The 13,865-nt window shown below is 43.9% G+C and carries 17 protein-coding genes and 1 tRNA gene; 7 read left to right on the top strand and 11 right to left on the bottom strand.

Going from position 1 to position 13,865, the window contains the following annotated elements; all coding sequences use genetic code 11:
* Positions 1-3: 3 nt before the first annotated feature.
* The 3 genes from KO473_RS09165 (at position 4) to KO473_RS09155 (ending at position 1,088) form a co-directional block, all read left to right on the top strand.
* Positions 4-594, top strand: a complete 591-nt coding sequence (locus KO473_RS09165) for a uracil-DNA glycosylase family protein (RefSeq protein WP_005781007.1) — start codon at positions 4-6, stop codon at positions 592-594.
* A gap of 2 nt (positions 595-596) precedes the next feature.
* Positions 597-950: an arsenate reductase family protein gene (locus KO473_RS09160; RefSeq protein WP_005781008.1), complete on the top strand. Its 354-nt coding sequence runs from the start codon at positions 597-599 to the stop codon at positions 948-950.
* Positions 951-1,015: 65 nt separating this feature from the next.
* Positions 1,016-1,088 (top strand) — tRNA-Trp (locus KO473_RS09155).
* A 49-nt stretch (positions 1,089-1,137) separates the two neighbouring features.
* Here KO473_RS09155 and KO473_RS09150 read toward each other — a convergent pair.
* Positions 1,138-2,304, bottom strand: a complete 1,167-nt coding sequence (locus KO473_RS09150) for an energy transducer TonB (RefSeq protein WP_005821530.1) — start codon at positions 2,302-2,304, stop codon at positions 1,138-1,140.
* Positions 2,301-2,876 (bottom strand): RNA polymerase sigma factor, encoded by a 576-nt coding sequence (locus KO473_RS09145; protein WP_032537686.1) that lies wholly within the window; start codon positions 2,874-2,876, stop codon positions 2,301-2,303. Before KO473_RS09145 ends, KO473_RS09150 begins: the two co-directional genes overlap by 4 nt.
* A 111-nt stretch (positions 2,877-2,987) precedes the next feature.
* Here KO473_RS09145 and KO473_RS09140 point away from each other — a divergent pair, with 111 nt between their 5' ends.
* Together KO473_RS09140 and KO473_RS09135 are read left to right on the top strand one after the other, a co-directional pair.
* Complete coding sequence (locus KO473_RS09140; protein ID WP_005821535.1) at positions 2,988-4,814, top strand: VWA domain-containing protein; 1,827 nt, start codon at positions 2,988-2,990, stop codon at positions 4,812-4,814.
* Positions 4,815-5,016: 202 nt separating this feature from the next.
* Entirely contained in the window at positions 5,017-5,331 is a 315-nt protein-coding gene (locus KO473_RS09135) for a hypothetical protein (protein ID WP_032537553.1), read from the top strand.
* An 84-nt stretch (positions 5,332-5,415) separates the two neighbouring features.
* Here the strand turns inward: KO473_RS09135 and KO473_RS09130 are convergent, their stop codons facing one another.
* The 6 genes from KO473_RS09130 to KO473_RS09105 all read right to left on the bottom strand — a co-directional run bounded on the left by KO473_RS09130 (position 5,416) and on the right by KO473_RS09105 (position 10,042).
* Entirely contained in the window at positions 5,416-6,288 is an 873-nt protein-coding gene (locus KO473_RS09130) for a pyridoxamine kinase (RefSeq protein WP_032537554.1), read from the bottom strand.
* Positions 6,289-6,346: 58 nt separating this feature from the next.
* A complete protein-coding gene (locus KO473_RS09125) occupies positions 6,347-6,925 on the bottom strand; it encodes an LUD domain-containing protein (protein ID WP_005808111.1) in 579 nt (192 codons plus the stop codon).
* Complete coding sequence (locus tag KO473_RS09120; protein WP_216035104.1) at positions 6,922-8,307, bottom strand: lactate utilization protein B; 1,386 nt, start codon at positions 8,305-8,307, stop codon at positions 6,922-6,924. The genes KO473_RS09125 and KO473_RS09120 overlap by 4 nt, the downstream gene beginning before the upstream one ends.
* Positions 8,304-9,044: a (Fe-S)-binding protein gene (locus KO473_RS09115; RefSeq protein WP_005781023.1), complete on the bottom strand. Its 741-nt coding sequence runs from the start codon at positions 9,042-9,044 to the stop codon at positions 8,304-8,306. The genes KO473_RS09120 and KO473_RS09115 overlap by 4 nt, the downstream gene beginning before the upstream one ends.
* 133 nt (positions 9,045-9,177) lie before the next feature.
* Complete coding sequence (locus KO473_RS09110; protein WP_005781025.1) at positions 9,178-9,723, bottom strand: radical SAM protein; 546 nt, start codon at positions 9,721-9,723, stop codon at positions 9,178-9,180.
* A complete protein-coding gene (locus tag KO473_RS09105) occupies positions 9,710-10,042 on the bottom strand; it encodes a 6-carboxytetrahydropterin synthase (protein WP_005781027.1) in 333 nt (110 codons plus the stop codon). The genes KO473_RS09110 and KO473_RS09105 overlap by 14 nt, the downstream gene beginning before the upstream one ends.
* A 116-nt stretch (positions 10,043-10,158) precedes the next feature.
* On the opposite strand from KO473_RS09105, the gene KO473_RS09100 reads away from it, so the two are divergent.
* A complete protein-coding gene (locus KO473_RS09100) occupies positions 10,159-10,521 on the top strand; it encodes a YbaN family protein (RefSeq protein WP_005781029.1) in 363 nt (120 codons plus the stop codon).
* Here the strand turns inward: KO473_RS09100 and KO473_RS09095 are convergent.
* Positions 10,488-11,054 carry an MTA/SAH nucleosidase gene (locus KO473_RS09095; RefSeq protein WP_005781031.1) on the bottom strand — a complete coding sequence of 189 codons (567 nt, stop codon included), beginning with the start codon at positions 11,052-11,054 and terminating at the stop codon, positions 10,488-10,490. The genes KO473_RS09100 and KO473_RS09095 overlap by 34 nt on opposite strands.
* A 154-nt stretch (positions 11,055-11,208) precedes the next feature.
* Here KO473_RS09095 and KO473_RS09090 point away from each other — a divergent pair, with 154 nt between their 5' ends.
* The gene (locus tag KO473_RS09090) at positions 11,209-12,378 is read left to right on the top strand and encodes an acyltransferase (RefSeq protein WP_005781032.1); all 1,170 of its coding nucleotides are present in this window, start codon (positions 11,209-11,211) and stop codon (positions 12,376-12,378) included.
* Positions 12,379-12,455: 77 nt separating this feature from the next.
* Here the strand turns inward: KO473_RS09090 and KO473_RS09085 are convergent, their stop codons facing one another.
* Entirely contained in the window at positions 12,456-12,938 is a 483-nt protein-coding gene (locus tag KO473_RS09085) for a PepSY-like domain-containing protein (RefSeq protein WP_005781034.1), read from the bottom strand.
* A 109-nt stretch (positions 12,939-13,047) separates the two neighbouring features.
* Entirely contained in the window at positions 13,048-13,803 is a 756-nt protein-coding gene (locus KO473_RS09080; RefSeq protein WP_005781035.1) for a copper homeostasis protein CutC, read from the bottom strand.
* Between the last annotated feature and the right edge of the window lie 62 nt (positions 13,804-13,865).

Here is a 13,865-nt window from a genome sequence, read left to right as displayed (position 1 = left end):
ATAATGGACATAGAAATAGAAAACCACCCGTTAGAACCTTTTCTCCCAGCCAATGCCCGATTGCTGATGCTGGGAAGTTTTCCGCCCCAGAAAAAGCGATGGTCAATGGATTTTTATTACCCGAACCTGAACAATGATATGTGGAGAATCGTCGGACTTTTATTCTTCAACAACAAGGATTATTTTCTGAACGAAAACAGGAAGGCCTTTTGTCGTGAACGGATAACAGACTTCCTTAACGACAAAGGAATAGCACTGTTCGATACCGCATCATCCATCCGACGATTACAGGACAATGCTTCCGATAAGTTTCTGGAAGTGGTGCAGCCCACTGACATAAGCCGGCTCCTCAGGTTAATTCCGGAATGCAAAGCCATCGTCACAACAGGACAAAAGGCAACAGACACTCTCCGGACACAATTCGAAGTGAGAGAACCCAAAGTGGGAGATTTCTCTGAATTTGTTTTTGAAGGACGTCCGATGCGACTATACCGGATGCCTTCTTCTTCACGGGCATACCCATTGGCACTGGATAAAAAAGCGGCAGCTTACCGTGTCATGTATCAAGATTTACAAATGCTTAATATAGAATAAATATGAAACCTCTTTTTTTGCAATATCCTGCATGCAGTACTTGCCAAAAAGCCAAAAAGTGGCTGACGGAAAACAAAATTGAGTATACCAACCGCCTTATAGTGGAAGATAATCCCACGACAGAGGAGTTGAAAGCCTGGATTCCATTGAGCGGACTACCCGTTAAGAAGTTTTTCAACACCAGCGGAGTAGTATATAAAGAGCTGAAGCTCAGCAGCAAGCTCCCGACAATGACCGAAGAAGAACAGATCGCCCTTTTGGCCACTAACGGCAAACTGGTGAAACGGCCATTAGTAGTAACAGACCATTTCGTATTGGTAGGCTTCAAACCCGAAGAATGGGAAAAATTAAAATAATTAGCAACTTCTTTGCATAAAAGCTTGCCAATTCAGAAGTTTATTCTACCTTTGCAGCCGCAAACACGGGAGTAGCTCAGTTGGTAGAGCACCGGTCTCCAAAACCGGGTGTCGGGAGTTCGAGCCTCTCCTCCCGTGCAAAAAAAATCCCGCTTAAGTCAGGTGACCTAAGCGGGATTTTCGTTTATCAGAAACGGATACTCACCTCTACCGGTTCATCACCAATAGTCCAGTCAGGTCCCTCTTCAATCAGACGAATGGCCTCTTTATCGGCCGAAGCACAAAGTCCCTTTTTAACACTAATGGATTCCGGACGTCCATCCTTATCTACCCGGAAAGTAAGAATCACTTTTCCCTTGGCACGTGCACACTCTTTGTCGGAAGGATGCACCAGATTCTCTTTCAGATACCCCCGAAAAGCTTTTCGCCCTATAGACGGTTGCGGTGTACCTGACATCTTTAAGCTCGTTATAGCACCTGTAACGCTACTCTTCGGCTGCGAACCGTATCCTACCACTACAACCTCGTCAAGTGTAGCATCATCTACGTTCATAGCTATCAATAAATCTTTAGTCGTATCAACAGGAAGGACAACAGATTCATAACCGATATAATCGACTGAAAGTTCCCGATTCCCATCTGTCTTTAAAGTAAAATCACCATTTTCATCTGAGATAGTCCCCTGATTAGTCCCTTTCACCCTGACTGTGGCGCCAACAAGAGGTTCACCACTGGGATCGGTCACTTTACCACGCACCTTACCAACAACAGCCACTTTAGCGTTAAAACTACTATCATTAGCCACCGAAGCTCTCATAACCATTTTTTTGTCCATAGCCGAAGGTTCGTCGTCAATGGTGGCTTCCAGCGCTTCTTCCATCAACTCCTGAGTCATTACTTGAGGAACTTCAGATGAAGGCGCAAGCATTTTTTTCTTCTTATTCTCTGAAATCAATTTCTTCGACGGGCCTGCCGAATCCTTTATTACCGCCTCAGCCAACTCATCTTTCTTCTCTTCCTCATATACCGACAAGGGTTTCGGATGAACCGCTTGTTCCATTGCCATCCGTGCTTCATCCGACAAAGGTTTCTCCTGAAAAAGGAAATAAGAGCCGATACAAACTCCAATCAGCAGGCTGGCGGCGATACTCCAGACCACAGCATGGTTACGCTTTCGCACAGCACGGGCTCTAATCCGACGGCGCAACTCCTCAATCTGCTCGTCGGCTCCATTCCCTACACGGCTGTAACCTTCGAGCGCGTCGGCCAGAAAAGGATCACGCATAGCCTCTTTCTCCAGCCGATGCGCCTCTTTTCCTTTGCGGGCTCCCCGTATGTAGTCTAATAGTTTCATTCCTTAAGCTGATTTTTAATACAAATCTTCAAATTACGTTTTCCGTTCTGGATATAGCTCTTTACGTTATTCAGCGTAAAACCGGTTTGCGCAACTATATCGGCATAAGACATTTCTTCTATAAAGAAATGCCGTATGCTGACGCGTTGGGGTTCAGAAAGTTTCTTCAGACAATGATGCAAAGCTTCCAATTGGTCCGCATTACTTTCCTCTTCACATAAAAGATGCAAAAATTCATCGGATTCCACAATATGAACAGTATAATCCAATGAAATCTCTTTAGAGTCTTTCCGTAATATTTGCAAGCAATGATTCTTTACTACCCGGTATATCCAGGTCCGGAAAGTTTTTATTTCATAATGGGTGACTTTAGGAAGCAAATCTTCAAAAAGTTCCATCACCGCATCCTGAGCCCGGGCTTCATCTTTGAGATACTTCAGACACACGCCATACAACAACGGAATATAACGGTTATAAAGTTCACCGAAATACTCTGTTTTAGCGGACTTCATATAATGCTGCAATAGTTCCTCGTCCGTCTGTTCCGATATGTTTCTTCTGAAAAACAGGATTTTTTTTTGCAAAGTTAAAAAAAAGAGGAATCTATTTATGGAATCTATAAGAGAATTGCATCTATTGAGTAAAACAAGGAATCAAATTTATCCACTTAAAACAATAAAAGTATGAAAACGAATCAATTCAGAGCTTTGATGCTTATACTGCTAATGACAGTAATTTCATGGGGAGCAGTCAGTGCACAGCCTTTCATAGTAAAAGGTATAGTTACAGACGCTGAAAGCGGAGAAGCGGTGGCCGGTTGCTCCGTTGTAATAAACGGTACACAGAACGGAACCATTACCGGCACAGACGGTACCTATTCCATTCGTGCAAACAAAGGAGCAACCTTAGTATTCTCTTTCATAGGATATCGCACTCAAAAAATAAAAGTGACTTCTGCCCGTTTAGATGTCGCCTTGGAAACGGATACACAACAGTTGGAAGAATGCGTAGTGATAGGTTATGGGGTAGAAACACAAAAAATGATTTGCGGTGCTACCCCCATCGCAATGAACCACAGCCTGTTATACAACGTAGGGATGTCTGCCGAAGAATATAAAGCAATACAGGAAAATGGATTTAAGAAAGTGTGGGATAATCCGCTATCTACTTTCTCGATCGATGTGGATGTAGCTTCATATAGCAATATGCGCCGATTCCTTAATAAAGGAGAGCTACCTCCGGCTGATGCCATCCGTACAGAAGAATTAATAAACTACTTCTCTTACAATTATGCACAACCAACAGGGAACGATCCGGTAAGAATCACATCAGAAATAGGTACTTGTCCTTGGAACGAACAGCATCGGTTAGTCCGCATCGGATTGAAAGCAAAAGAAATTCCTACCGAAAACTTACCTGCTTCGAACCTAATCTTCCTGATCGACGTATCCGGTTCGATGTATGGTCCCGAACGTCTGGATCTGGTAAAATCATCATTAAAGTTATTAGTTAACAATCTGAGAGATAAAGATAAAGTAGCAATCGTGGTGTATTCGGGCGCTGCCGGAGAGAAACTGGCATCCACACCGGGAAGCGATAAACAGAAAATACGCGAAGCCATTGACGAACTGGAGGCAGGAGGCTCTACAGCGGGAGGAGAAGGAATTAAACTGGCTTATAAAATTGCCCGGAAAAACTTTATAACCGGTGGCAATAACCGCATCATCCTCTGTACCGATGGTGATTTCAATGTGGGCGTATCATCGGATCAGGAACTGGAGAAACTGATTGAGCAAAAACGTAAGAGCGGTGTATTCCTCACCGTATTAGGATATGGGATGGGAAACTATAAAGACAGCAAGATGCAGACTCTTGCCGAAAAGGGAAACGGCAATCATGCCTATATCGACAATCTGCAAGAAGCCAACCGGGTATTGGTGAACGAGTTCGGAGCAACTTTACATACGGTCGCCAAAGACGTAAAACTACAAGTGGAGTTTAACCCGACACAGGTACAAGCCTATCGGTTGATTGGCTATGAAAGTCGTTTGCTGGCAGATGAAGACTTCAACAACGACACAAAAGATGCAGGAGAAATGGGAGCCGGACATACAGTCACAACTTTCTATGAAGTGATTCCTGTAGGGGTAAAAAGTGATTTTACCGGAAAAGTGGACGATTTGAAATATCAGAAGAAACAAAAGACTGCCACCTCTGTCAACGACTCTAATGAATTACTAACCGTCAAACTACGCTACAAAACACCGGACGGCAATGCCAGCAAAAAGATAGAACAGGCGTTGACTGACTCTAAAAACAACCGGGTTTCCGCCGATTTTCGTTTCGCAGCCGCAGTAGCCATGTTCGGACAACTGCTGAGAGATTCTGAATTCAAGGGAAATGCCAATTATGACAAAGTGATTTCTTTGGCAAAGACCGGCTTGGAAAACGACGAAAAGGGATATAAAAGAGAATTTATACGGCTCGCAGAAACTGCCAAAGGTATCTGATACTGTGGAAGTTTTCCACGTTATCCACACCCCAAAACCCCAATTTCCACAGATTGAGGTTTAGACCTTTGAATATAACAATCTAATAATCAGCAGAATAATACATATGCCTTTATTCTGGCACACCGCTTGCACTACTATTATCGTAAGCAAACGGCTTACAGAAAAACAAACCTCATTTATTAACTCAAAACTTACAATTATGAAAAAGGTATTAGTAGCAATAGCATTGGTTATGGGATTAGGTAGCTCAGTAGCATTCGCACAGAACGTAGAAAACGCTAACGCAGTAGTAACGACTGCACAGGCTCCACAAGACGAGTATACAAAGATTGAAGTAAAAGATCTCCCTGCAGCAGTAACCGAAGCCCTCGGAAAAGCTTATCCTGAATCGACTATCAAAGAAGCATCAGTAACAGCTAAAGAAGACGGCAAACTCTACAAAGTAGTCGTTACACAGAAAGACGGTAAAGAGACAACTGTAGTAATGAACGAAAAAGGTGAAGAAGTAAAATAAAAAAGATGCATCTTTAAAGGGCAAAAAGCACTGTTTCATTTTTGGAGCAGTGCTTTTTTATGAATAGATGTACTCCGGAAACATTTAAATCAGCTCGTAACTGCTACTCTGAATTGGCATATCAAGATTATGGAGTACCTTTTCTAACAAAATACCTTCACGGTTATCATACTCATAACCGAAAGTGGCACGAATTCCCTGCAGGATAAACTGGGTAGCACGATCCAAAGCAATGGGAAGGCTGTCTCCCTGCAGCAAAGCTCCGGTAATGACACTCGTAAATGTATCTCCCGTACCCGGATAATGGGCAGGCAGATAAGGGCAAGTGATTTTCCAATAGCGATTTCCTGTCCGGTTATAAGCATAAACCGAAGTTTTGTGAGGTTCATCCAACACAGGCACACTGGTTATGATCACCACCTCAGGCCCTTTTTCCGACAGGCTATGCAGATAATCCTTTAATTCCTGATCGGTATTGGTCTCTTTATACGGACGGCCGAGCAGATAGAAAAGTTCCGTCAGATTGGGGGTTATCACATCGGCATGTGTGATTAACTGCTGCATCTCTGCCACCATCGCTTCATCAAAATTTGAATAGAGTTTACCATTGTCTCCCAAGACAGGATCTATCACCGTCAAGCTATCTTTCCGGCGAAAATCACGGATAAAGTCAGATACAATCTGAATCTGCCTGGGTGATCCCAGATAACCGGTATAGATAGCATCGAACTCCACCTCCAAACGTTTCCACTCGGCAATAATACGAGGCATTTCATCCGTCAGATCAAGAAAAGTGAAATGCGGATATTGCGTGTGATTAGAAAGGATCGCTGTAGGCAACGGACATACCTGAACCCCCATAGACGACAGAATAGGAATTACGACTGTCAGAGAAACCCTTCCCATACCGGAAAGGTCGTGAATGGCAGCCACTTTCTTTACTTTATTTGCAAACATATATTTGTATAAGAGGATATTGCAGAAATCTGTTTCACCACAGATAAACATTCCCTCATCACTTCAATATTACCAATACATCTCTCGCACCGTGCGCTCCCATCACCAACGCTTGCTCTATATCAGCAGTTTTTGAAGGGCCGGAGATAAATGTACCAAATTTATATTTTTCATCTTTTATCAGCTCGTAAGCCTGATGCATATTGCTCACAATACGGTTCTTGTCCAAAACAATCACCAGTTTTTCGGCTATAAAATAGAGCGCTTTGTACTTCACCGTTTGGGGAATCCAGACAGCTGCATTCTCGGCCACCCCAATTTCGCCTTTAACAACAGCTATATCGGTTCCATTCAGATCTTGTGCGCGAGTCAGCAAATCAGGATTGAATGTAGCGCAGGTGATTTCCTCCAGATCGGAAGCAATACTGGCAGCATCAGGGTAAGTACGACGGATGACAGCATTGATATCTTCTCCCTCCCCCAATACAATAGCTTCACCTCCGACGGCAAAACTCATCTCGCAGAATTTGGCAACCACATCCGGATAAGTAGTGGTTTTGATTTGCCAATCAGGGTATTCATAACGGTTCTTCGTATTTTTACGGATACTCGCCAATATCTCTTCTTTACTACTCATTTGTTTTCCTCCTTTCCTTGCACTTTATTTTTCTTCCACATCTCGTTGAACGGTTCGCTGGCAAACTCTGGCAGTTCGCGACCCTTACCCCAGGCATCCAAATCATTGTATTTGATAAAACGCGGCAAATGGTTAACTGCCGGAGCAGCCCAAAGAGCCGCATTGAATAGAGCCGGATGGTCCATCAATACTTTCATCCCACCGGACATTATTTTTTTACCCGTATTAGCTTTTCCAATCTTATCCAGATCCTGCCGCCATTTATAAATCTGTTCAGCCAGGTCTACCTTTGCCGGACAAACATCCGAACAAGACATACACAGCGAACAGGCTGACAGGTTATCATAATACTTTTCCGGATCATGTGCCATACCCAGATTGATACCGATAGGACCGGGAATAAAGTAGGTGTAGGAATATCCCCCGCTCCGACGATACACCGGACAAGTATTCATACAAGCACCGCATCGGATGCAATTCAAAGTCTTGATATGATCGGGATGGGCAAGCAAAGCGCTTCGTCCGTTATCTACAATGATAATATGATATTCGCCTCCTTCACGGGGATTGCGATATTGAGAGGTATAGGTAGTGATAGGTTGCCCTGTTGCCGAACGCGCCAACAAACGGGTAAACACTCCCAAAGCCTCCATATCCGGCACGATCTTCTCCATACCGAAAGCAGCAATATTCAGTGTCGGGCACGATGTCCCCATATCAGCATTTCCTTCATTCGTGCAAACCACTATATCTCCAGTGGATGCTACGGCAAAGTTGGCTCCCGTCATGGCAGCTTCCGCATTCAGGAAGATGTTCCGCAAGCTTTTTCGAGCGGCATGGGTCAGATAAGTAGGATCAAAATTACCTTTCTCCGTTCCCATTTCCTTTTCAAACAGCTCTCCCACCTGTTCACGCTTGATGTGAATAGCCGGAAGCACAATATGACTTGGCGCCAGATTCATCAACTGAAGAATGCGCTCTCCGAGATCAGACTCCACAACGTCTATTCCTTTCTCTATCAGGAACGGGTTTAGTTCACACTCTTCCGCCAACATCGATTTGCTTTTCACAAAATGTTTCACTCCATGACTGCTCAATATTTCATAAACAATGGCACGATACTCTTCCGCATCCTTTGCCCAATGAACGATGGCTCCGTTGGCTGTGGCGTTTTTCTCAAATTCCAGCAAGAGTTCCTCAAGGTGGCTGTTGGAATAAAGTTTCAACGCACATGCCTTGTCACGCAATTCTTCCCACTCGGGTACTTCCTTGCTCATCTTGTCTCTTTTGGCACGGACCATCCAAAGGGTCTCATTGTGCCATGCTGCCATCACCGGATTTTCCAGAAACTTCTCGGCAGCTTTTGCATGCTTGGTACTCATAATTGTGATGCTAATATTTCTACAACATGAATAATTCGGATAGGCAGGTGTTCACGCTCAATGATACCCTGCATATGCATCAGACAGGAGCTATCGGCTCCGGTTATGTATTCGGCACCAGTCTCCATATGGTGCCGTATCTTATCACGTCCCATGCAGACGGATACAGCCTGCTCTTCGACTGCAAACATACCGCCGAAACCACAACATTCGTCCACGTGGCTGGGTTCAAACACTTCAATCCCCTCGACCATCTGGAGCAAATCGCGCAATTTATTGAAATAAGGTATGTTCAATTCACTCGGAGCAGATAGAAAAAGTTCACGTACACCGTGACAGCTGTTATGAATACTGACTTTATGGGGAAAACGAGCAGGGATTTTCGTAGGTTTTATCACATCGTGAATAAAGGCACAGAGGTCGTAAATCTTATCTGCACTCTGGCATTGATGACCCTCTTTAGCCAAAATACCGGGATGGTTTTCTTTCACAAAAGCCACACAACTGGCAGACGGGCCTACAATGTAATCATACTTCTGAAATAAATCATTGAAACGGATAGCCATCTTTAAAGATTCATCTTGAAAACCGGCGTTTGCCATGGGCTGTCCGCAACAAGTCTGATCAAGAGGATAATCGACATCCACCCCTAAGCTCTTCAGTAATTTATATGATGCCACCCCTACCTGCGGATAGATGGCATTGATATAACAGGGGATAAACAAACCTACTTTCATAATATATCATTAATTAGTTACAAGTCACGAGTCATAAGCCACGAGTTATCAACAATGAAATACGTACGGGGACAGCAAAGCCACTCATAATGCACAGCTTATGACATGCAGCCCTCGTATCAGCTTCCGTAGCTCACAAAATATTTATCAGTTTGTGCGTTTGCAGGCTAAGTCTCCATCTGGGATGTCGCATCACGCAATCCACCGTTTCTGCGGTGTTATTACAAGAACAAGGCTGAAGGAAGAAATGTTCGGCAGGAAGCTGTTCATAAACGTCAATATTTTGTCCTTCGTAAACAACTTTAACTTCATCCATCCGGTTTAAAGCTAATTTGACACCCTGCTTAGGCGAACAAGTTACCCAGTCGATAGCAGCAGGCAAAGGTTTCGTTCCATTGGTTTCGATACACACATACTTGCCCGCCCCGTGCAACAAATCGATAAAGGCATCGTCAATCCAAAGCGAAGGCTCTCCCCCAGTAAGAATCACCATGACAGCCGGATACTTCTTTACTTCATTTACAATTTCTTCGTCTGTCATCATTTCACCGGTTTCATGCCGGGTATCACAAAAGTCACACTTCAGATTACACCCTGAGAAACGTATGAAAACAGCAGGGGTACCTGTATGATACCCCTCTCCCTGTAAACTATAAAAAATCTCGTTAATCTTTCTCATAAATCACCGTATTTGCTTCCGACTCCTGTACCTCTACCTTATAACACTGTGGAATCTGCTTGCATACCCAACGGGCAATATTTTCCGCCGTGGGATTAAAAGGAAGTACTTCATTCAGATTCTGGTGATCCAGTTTTTCCTTGACGGTCTGTTTTATCTGGGTAAAATCCACTACCATTCCATCCGAGTTGAGCCGTTCTGAACGGCAATAGACAGTGATAATCCAGTTGTGACCGTGAAGAGTGGCGCATTTACTCCGGTACGGAAGAATCAGCTTATGTGCAGCCGATATTTCCATTCGTTTAATTACTGTAAACATCGTTATATGTATTATTAATGGTTACTACACCTAATGTCACCTCGGTGCGGCTACAAAGATAATACAAAAGATAGTTTTCATTCAGCGAGAAAAGTTATTTTTCCTATTTTTGCGGAATGAAAACGATCTGTATTATATTAGGTACTCTTTCACTGGGACTTGGCATTCTCGGTATTTTCCTGCCATTGTTACCCACTACTCCTTTCTTGCTGCTCACTGCCGCCCTCTACTTCAAAGGATCTCCGCGCCTATACCAATGGCTGCTGAATCACAAATATTTCGGTACCTATATACGTAACTTCCGTGAAAATAAGGCAATCCCTTTACGCGCTAAAATCATCTCACTCCTGCTAATGTGGGGCACGATGCTTTATTGCATTTTTTTCCTGATTCCGTTGGTTTGGGTCAAAGTACTCCTCTTCCTGATAGCCGTAGGAGTGACTTATCATATACTTTCTTTCAAAACATTGAAGAAGTGAGACAATCCCGCACGAGCATCTTCCAGCCGGTCTTGCCAATGCTTCACAGAATTCTGCCCGATCACATCCGAAACATATTTCACCGAAATAAAAGGAATCTCCTTAGCCCTGCACACAAAGGCCTGTGCATAGGCTTCCATATCTACCACATCCCCTTCAATATCCGTCAGTTCGGTCAGGAAGCTATCACCGGTATTGCAAGTTGCCGATTCGGTCCAGTGCCGGCAAAAGCCTCTGGCAGCAAGCAACTCTGACGAATCAATGTGGCACTCCATTCCCAATCCGGTCATCTTATGCATGTCCCGATCGACAAAATGACGGCAGACAAAAACATCCCCCACCTGATGATTAATAGTTCCGGCTGTTCCCTGATTGATCACAATATCCGGCTTCACCTGCTGAATGGCTTCCGCCAAATGAAAAGCCGCTTTCACTTTTCCAATGCCTGTCCGTACATAATATACCTCCACCTCGGGCCACTTGATTTCTGTAAATTCGCCTTGTACGGCATAAGTCACTAATATCTTCAACATAAATATTATCTTTAATTTTATACATTCTATATCGAATGCAAAAGTAGTCAATTAAAGACAATTTGACCAGATATTATCTTTAAATGGTCAGATTCTCCACATATCCGCCCTGTTTTCTTCCTATCTTTGCCCGAAACTTAAAACACAAAATATCATGATTCAAAACTCTATCTCCGACAATCGTATTGTCTGGCTCGACGTCATCCGTTGCGTTGCAATGATAATGGTCATAGGTGTTCATTGCATCGATCCTTTTTACATTTCACCCACGATGCGGGCAATCCCCGAATACACGCACTGGGCAGCAATTTACGGTTCACTCCTCCGCCCGTCGGTCCCTTTGTTTGTTATGATGACCGGACTACTTCTGCTCCCTGTAAAAAAACAACCACTGGGTAAATTCTACAAAAAGCGCATTTACCGTGTTTTGTTCCCTTTTCTTATATGGTCGGTGTTGTATAGTATGTTCCCTTGGTTTACAGGCATACTCGGACTACCGAAAGAGATCATTGGTGACTTCTTTTGCTATACACAAGGGCAGGAATCACAAAGCCTGATAGACTCTCTTAAAGATGTGGCAATGATTCCATTCAACTTCAGCCATAAAGAGAACCACATGTGGTATATCTATCTACTTATCGGTCTGTATCTCTACATGCCATTCTTCTCGGCATGGATAGAAAATGCCGACCGAAAGACCAAACGAGCTTTTCTCCTGATATGGATTATCTCACTCTTCATCCCTTATTTGAAAGAGTATGTTGCCAATTGTTTGTTCGAAAGAAGCGGATATGTATTTGGCACGGACACGTGGAATGAATTCGGGCTTTTCTATTACTTTGCCGGATTCAACGGCTATTTATTACTGGGGCATTATGTCAAAAAAGGAAATGACTGGAGCCTTATGAAAACATTCATACTCTGCATACTCATGTTTGCCGTCGGATATTATATCACTTATACAGGGTTCAGCACCACAGCGTCAAATCCCAATGCGACGGAAACGGAGATGGAACTCTTCTTTACCTTCTGCAGCCCCAATGTGCTACTAATGACTTTGGCTACCTTCTTACTATTACAAAAGGTTGTCATCACCAACTCTACTGTCATTAAAGTATTGGCCAATATGACCCAGTGTGGTTTCGGCATCTACATGGTACACTATTTTGTCGTAGGTCCCTTCTTCCTTTTAATAGGACCTTCGTCATTGCCCATCCCTTTGCAGGTTCCACTGATGGCTATCTGCATATTCCTTTGCAGTTGGGCATTTACTGCACTAATTTATAAGCTGATGCCACGAAAAGCCGTTTGGTTTATGGGATAAAGAACAAGCATTTACGGGTGAATGGAAAGATATTCGGACTCCTTCCATCCACCCGTAAATCCATAATATGAAGAAAGCTACAAAAAAGTACCGGGTCCCAATATATCATCCATATAACTCACATTGCGAGTACGCAGCAATGTCCCATTCGGACTATAGAACAGTTGATACTGGATGTCTACATTTTGCTGTCCCACCTTAATGACAATAATCGGTTGCCATTTCGGAAATTCTACGTAAGTGACGTCCTCTACCTGCCAGCCGGAATAGGGTCCGGAAGCATACGCATTATATACCGTGGCAGAAAGTTCATCGGTATCTCCCCACTCTGTCTGCGTCATCTGCCATTGTCCCTGTGCATTGAACCAGACATTCTTTTCATAACCATTCATCATAAAATCGGCACAATAGTAACCACCGTCCTGCGACCAGGCGATTCCATTAGCCTTGGGATACATTTTTTTCAGGGCTGTCTGCACTTTGGCAGGTGCATTATCCGCAAAAACCGACACAGCCACTACCAACAAAGCCATCAACAAGCTGAATCTCAATTTTATCATAGCTAAAGCATTTTAATCGGGTGAATACTTTTCGCTAACTAACAGTTTGCAAGGATAGTTTGTTTCGAAAAAACGGCCGACACCCATTCGAACCGGCTCAAATACTCTTTTAAAGAGAAGAAGTAATACTCTCAATCGTATCTTTCACGCGTTTCACTGTCGTCACGTTCCGCTCATACTCACTGATGTGGACAGTTCCTCCCATGGATACCGCCTCATTCTTATACTCCATTCCGCTCTTAATGCTTTCACGAGCCGAGAAATGGAATTCCTGAATACCGGTCTCTTTTGCAATCCGGCAGATATTCTTTTCGTTCACCCCACAACCTGCAAGGAGAGTAATTCTGCCGTTCGCCCTTTCACGGAGTTCCTTCAACAAAGGTATTCCAAGTTCCGCCGTTGCCTGTTGCCCCGAAGTCAGGATACGGTCGCATCCCAGATCAATTATCTGCTCCAAAGCTTCGGACGCATCACGGCACACATCGAATGCCCGATGGAAAGTGACAGATAAACCTTTCGAAGCCTCCATTAATTGTTTCATCACCGGTACGTCTATCTCGCCATTTGTCGTCAGGCAGCCAAACACCACCCCGTCGACTCCAAGTTGACGAGCCATTTCTATATCTTTCAGCATGGTCTTTACCTCGATAGGAGAATAAAGAAAATCACCGCCGCGCGGACGTATGATGACATGCAGCCGGGTGGTCGTCAGTACCTCGCGTGCCATTGCTATCTCGCCATACGACGGAGTAGTTCCGCCTTCGGGAATACCGGCACAAAGTTCCACACGGTTTGCTCCACCTTCCTGTGCAGCAATGCAACTCTCTACAGAGTTGGTACAAACCTCAAATAAGTAATTCTTCATATTTTATCCATATTAAAACAACTGTTGAACGGAGAATTAAAAAAGGGCGAATTGCTTCGCCC

The sequence above is a fragment of the Bacteroides sp. HF-4919 genome (assembly GCF_018860125.1).
The sequence above is the reverse complement of the archived record's forward strand: the minus strand, read 5'-3'. Positions and strand labels throughout refer to the sequence as shown.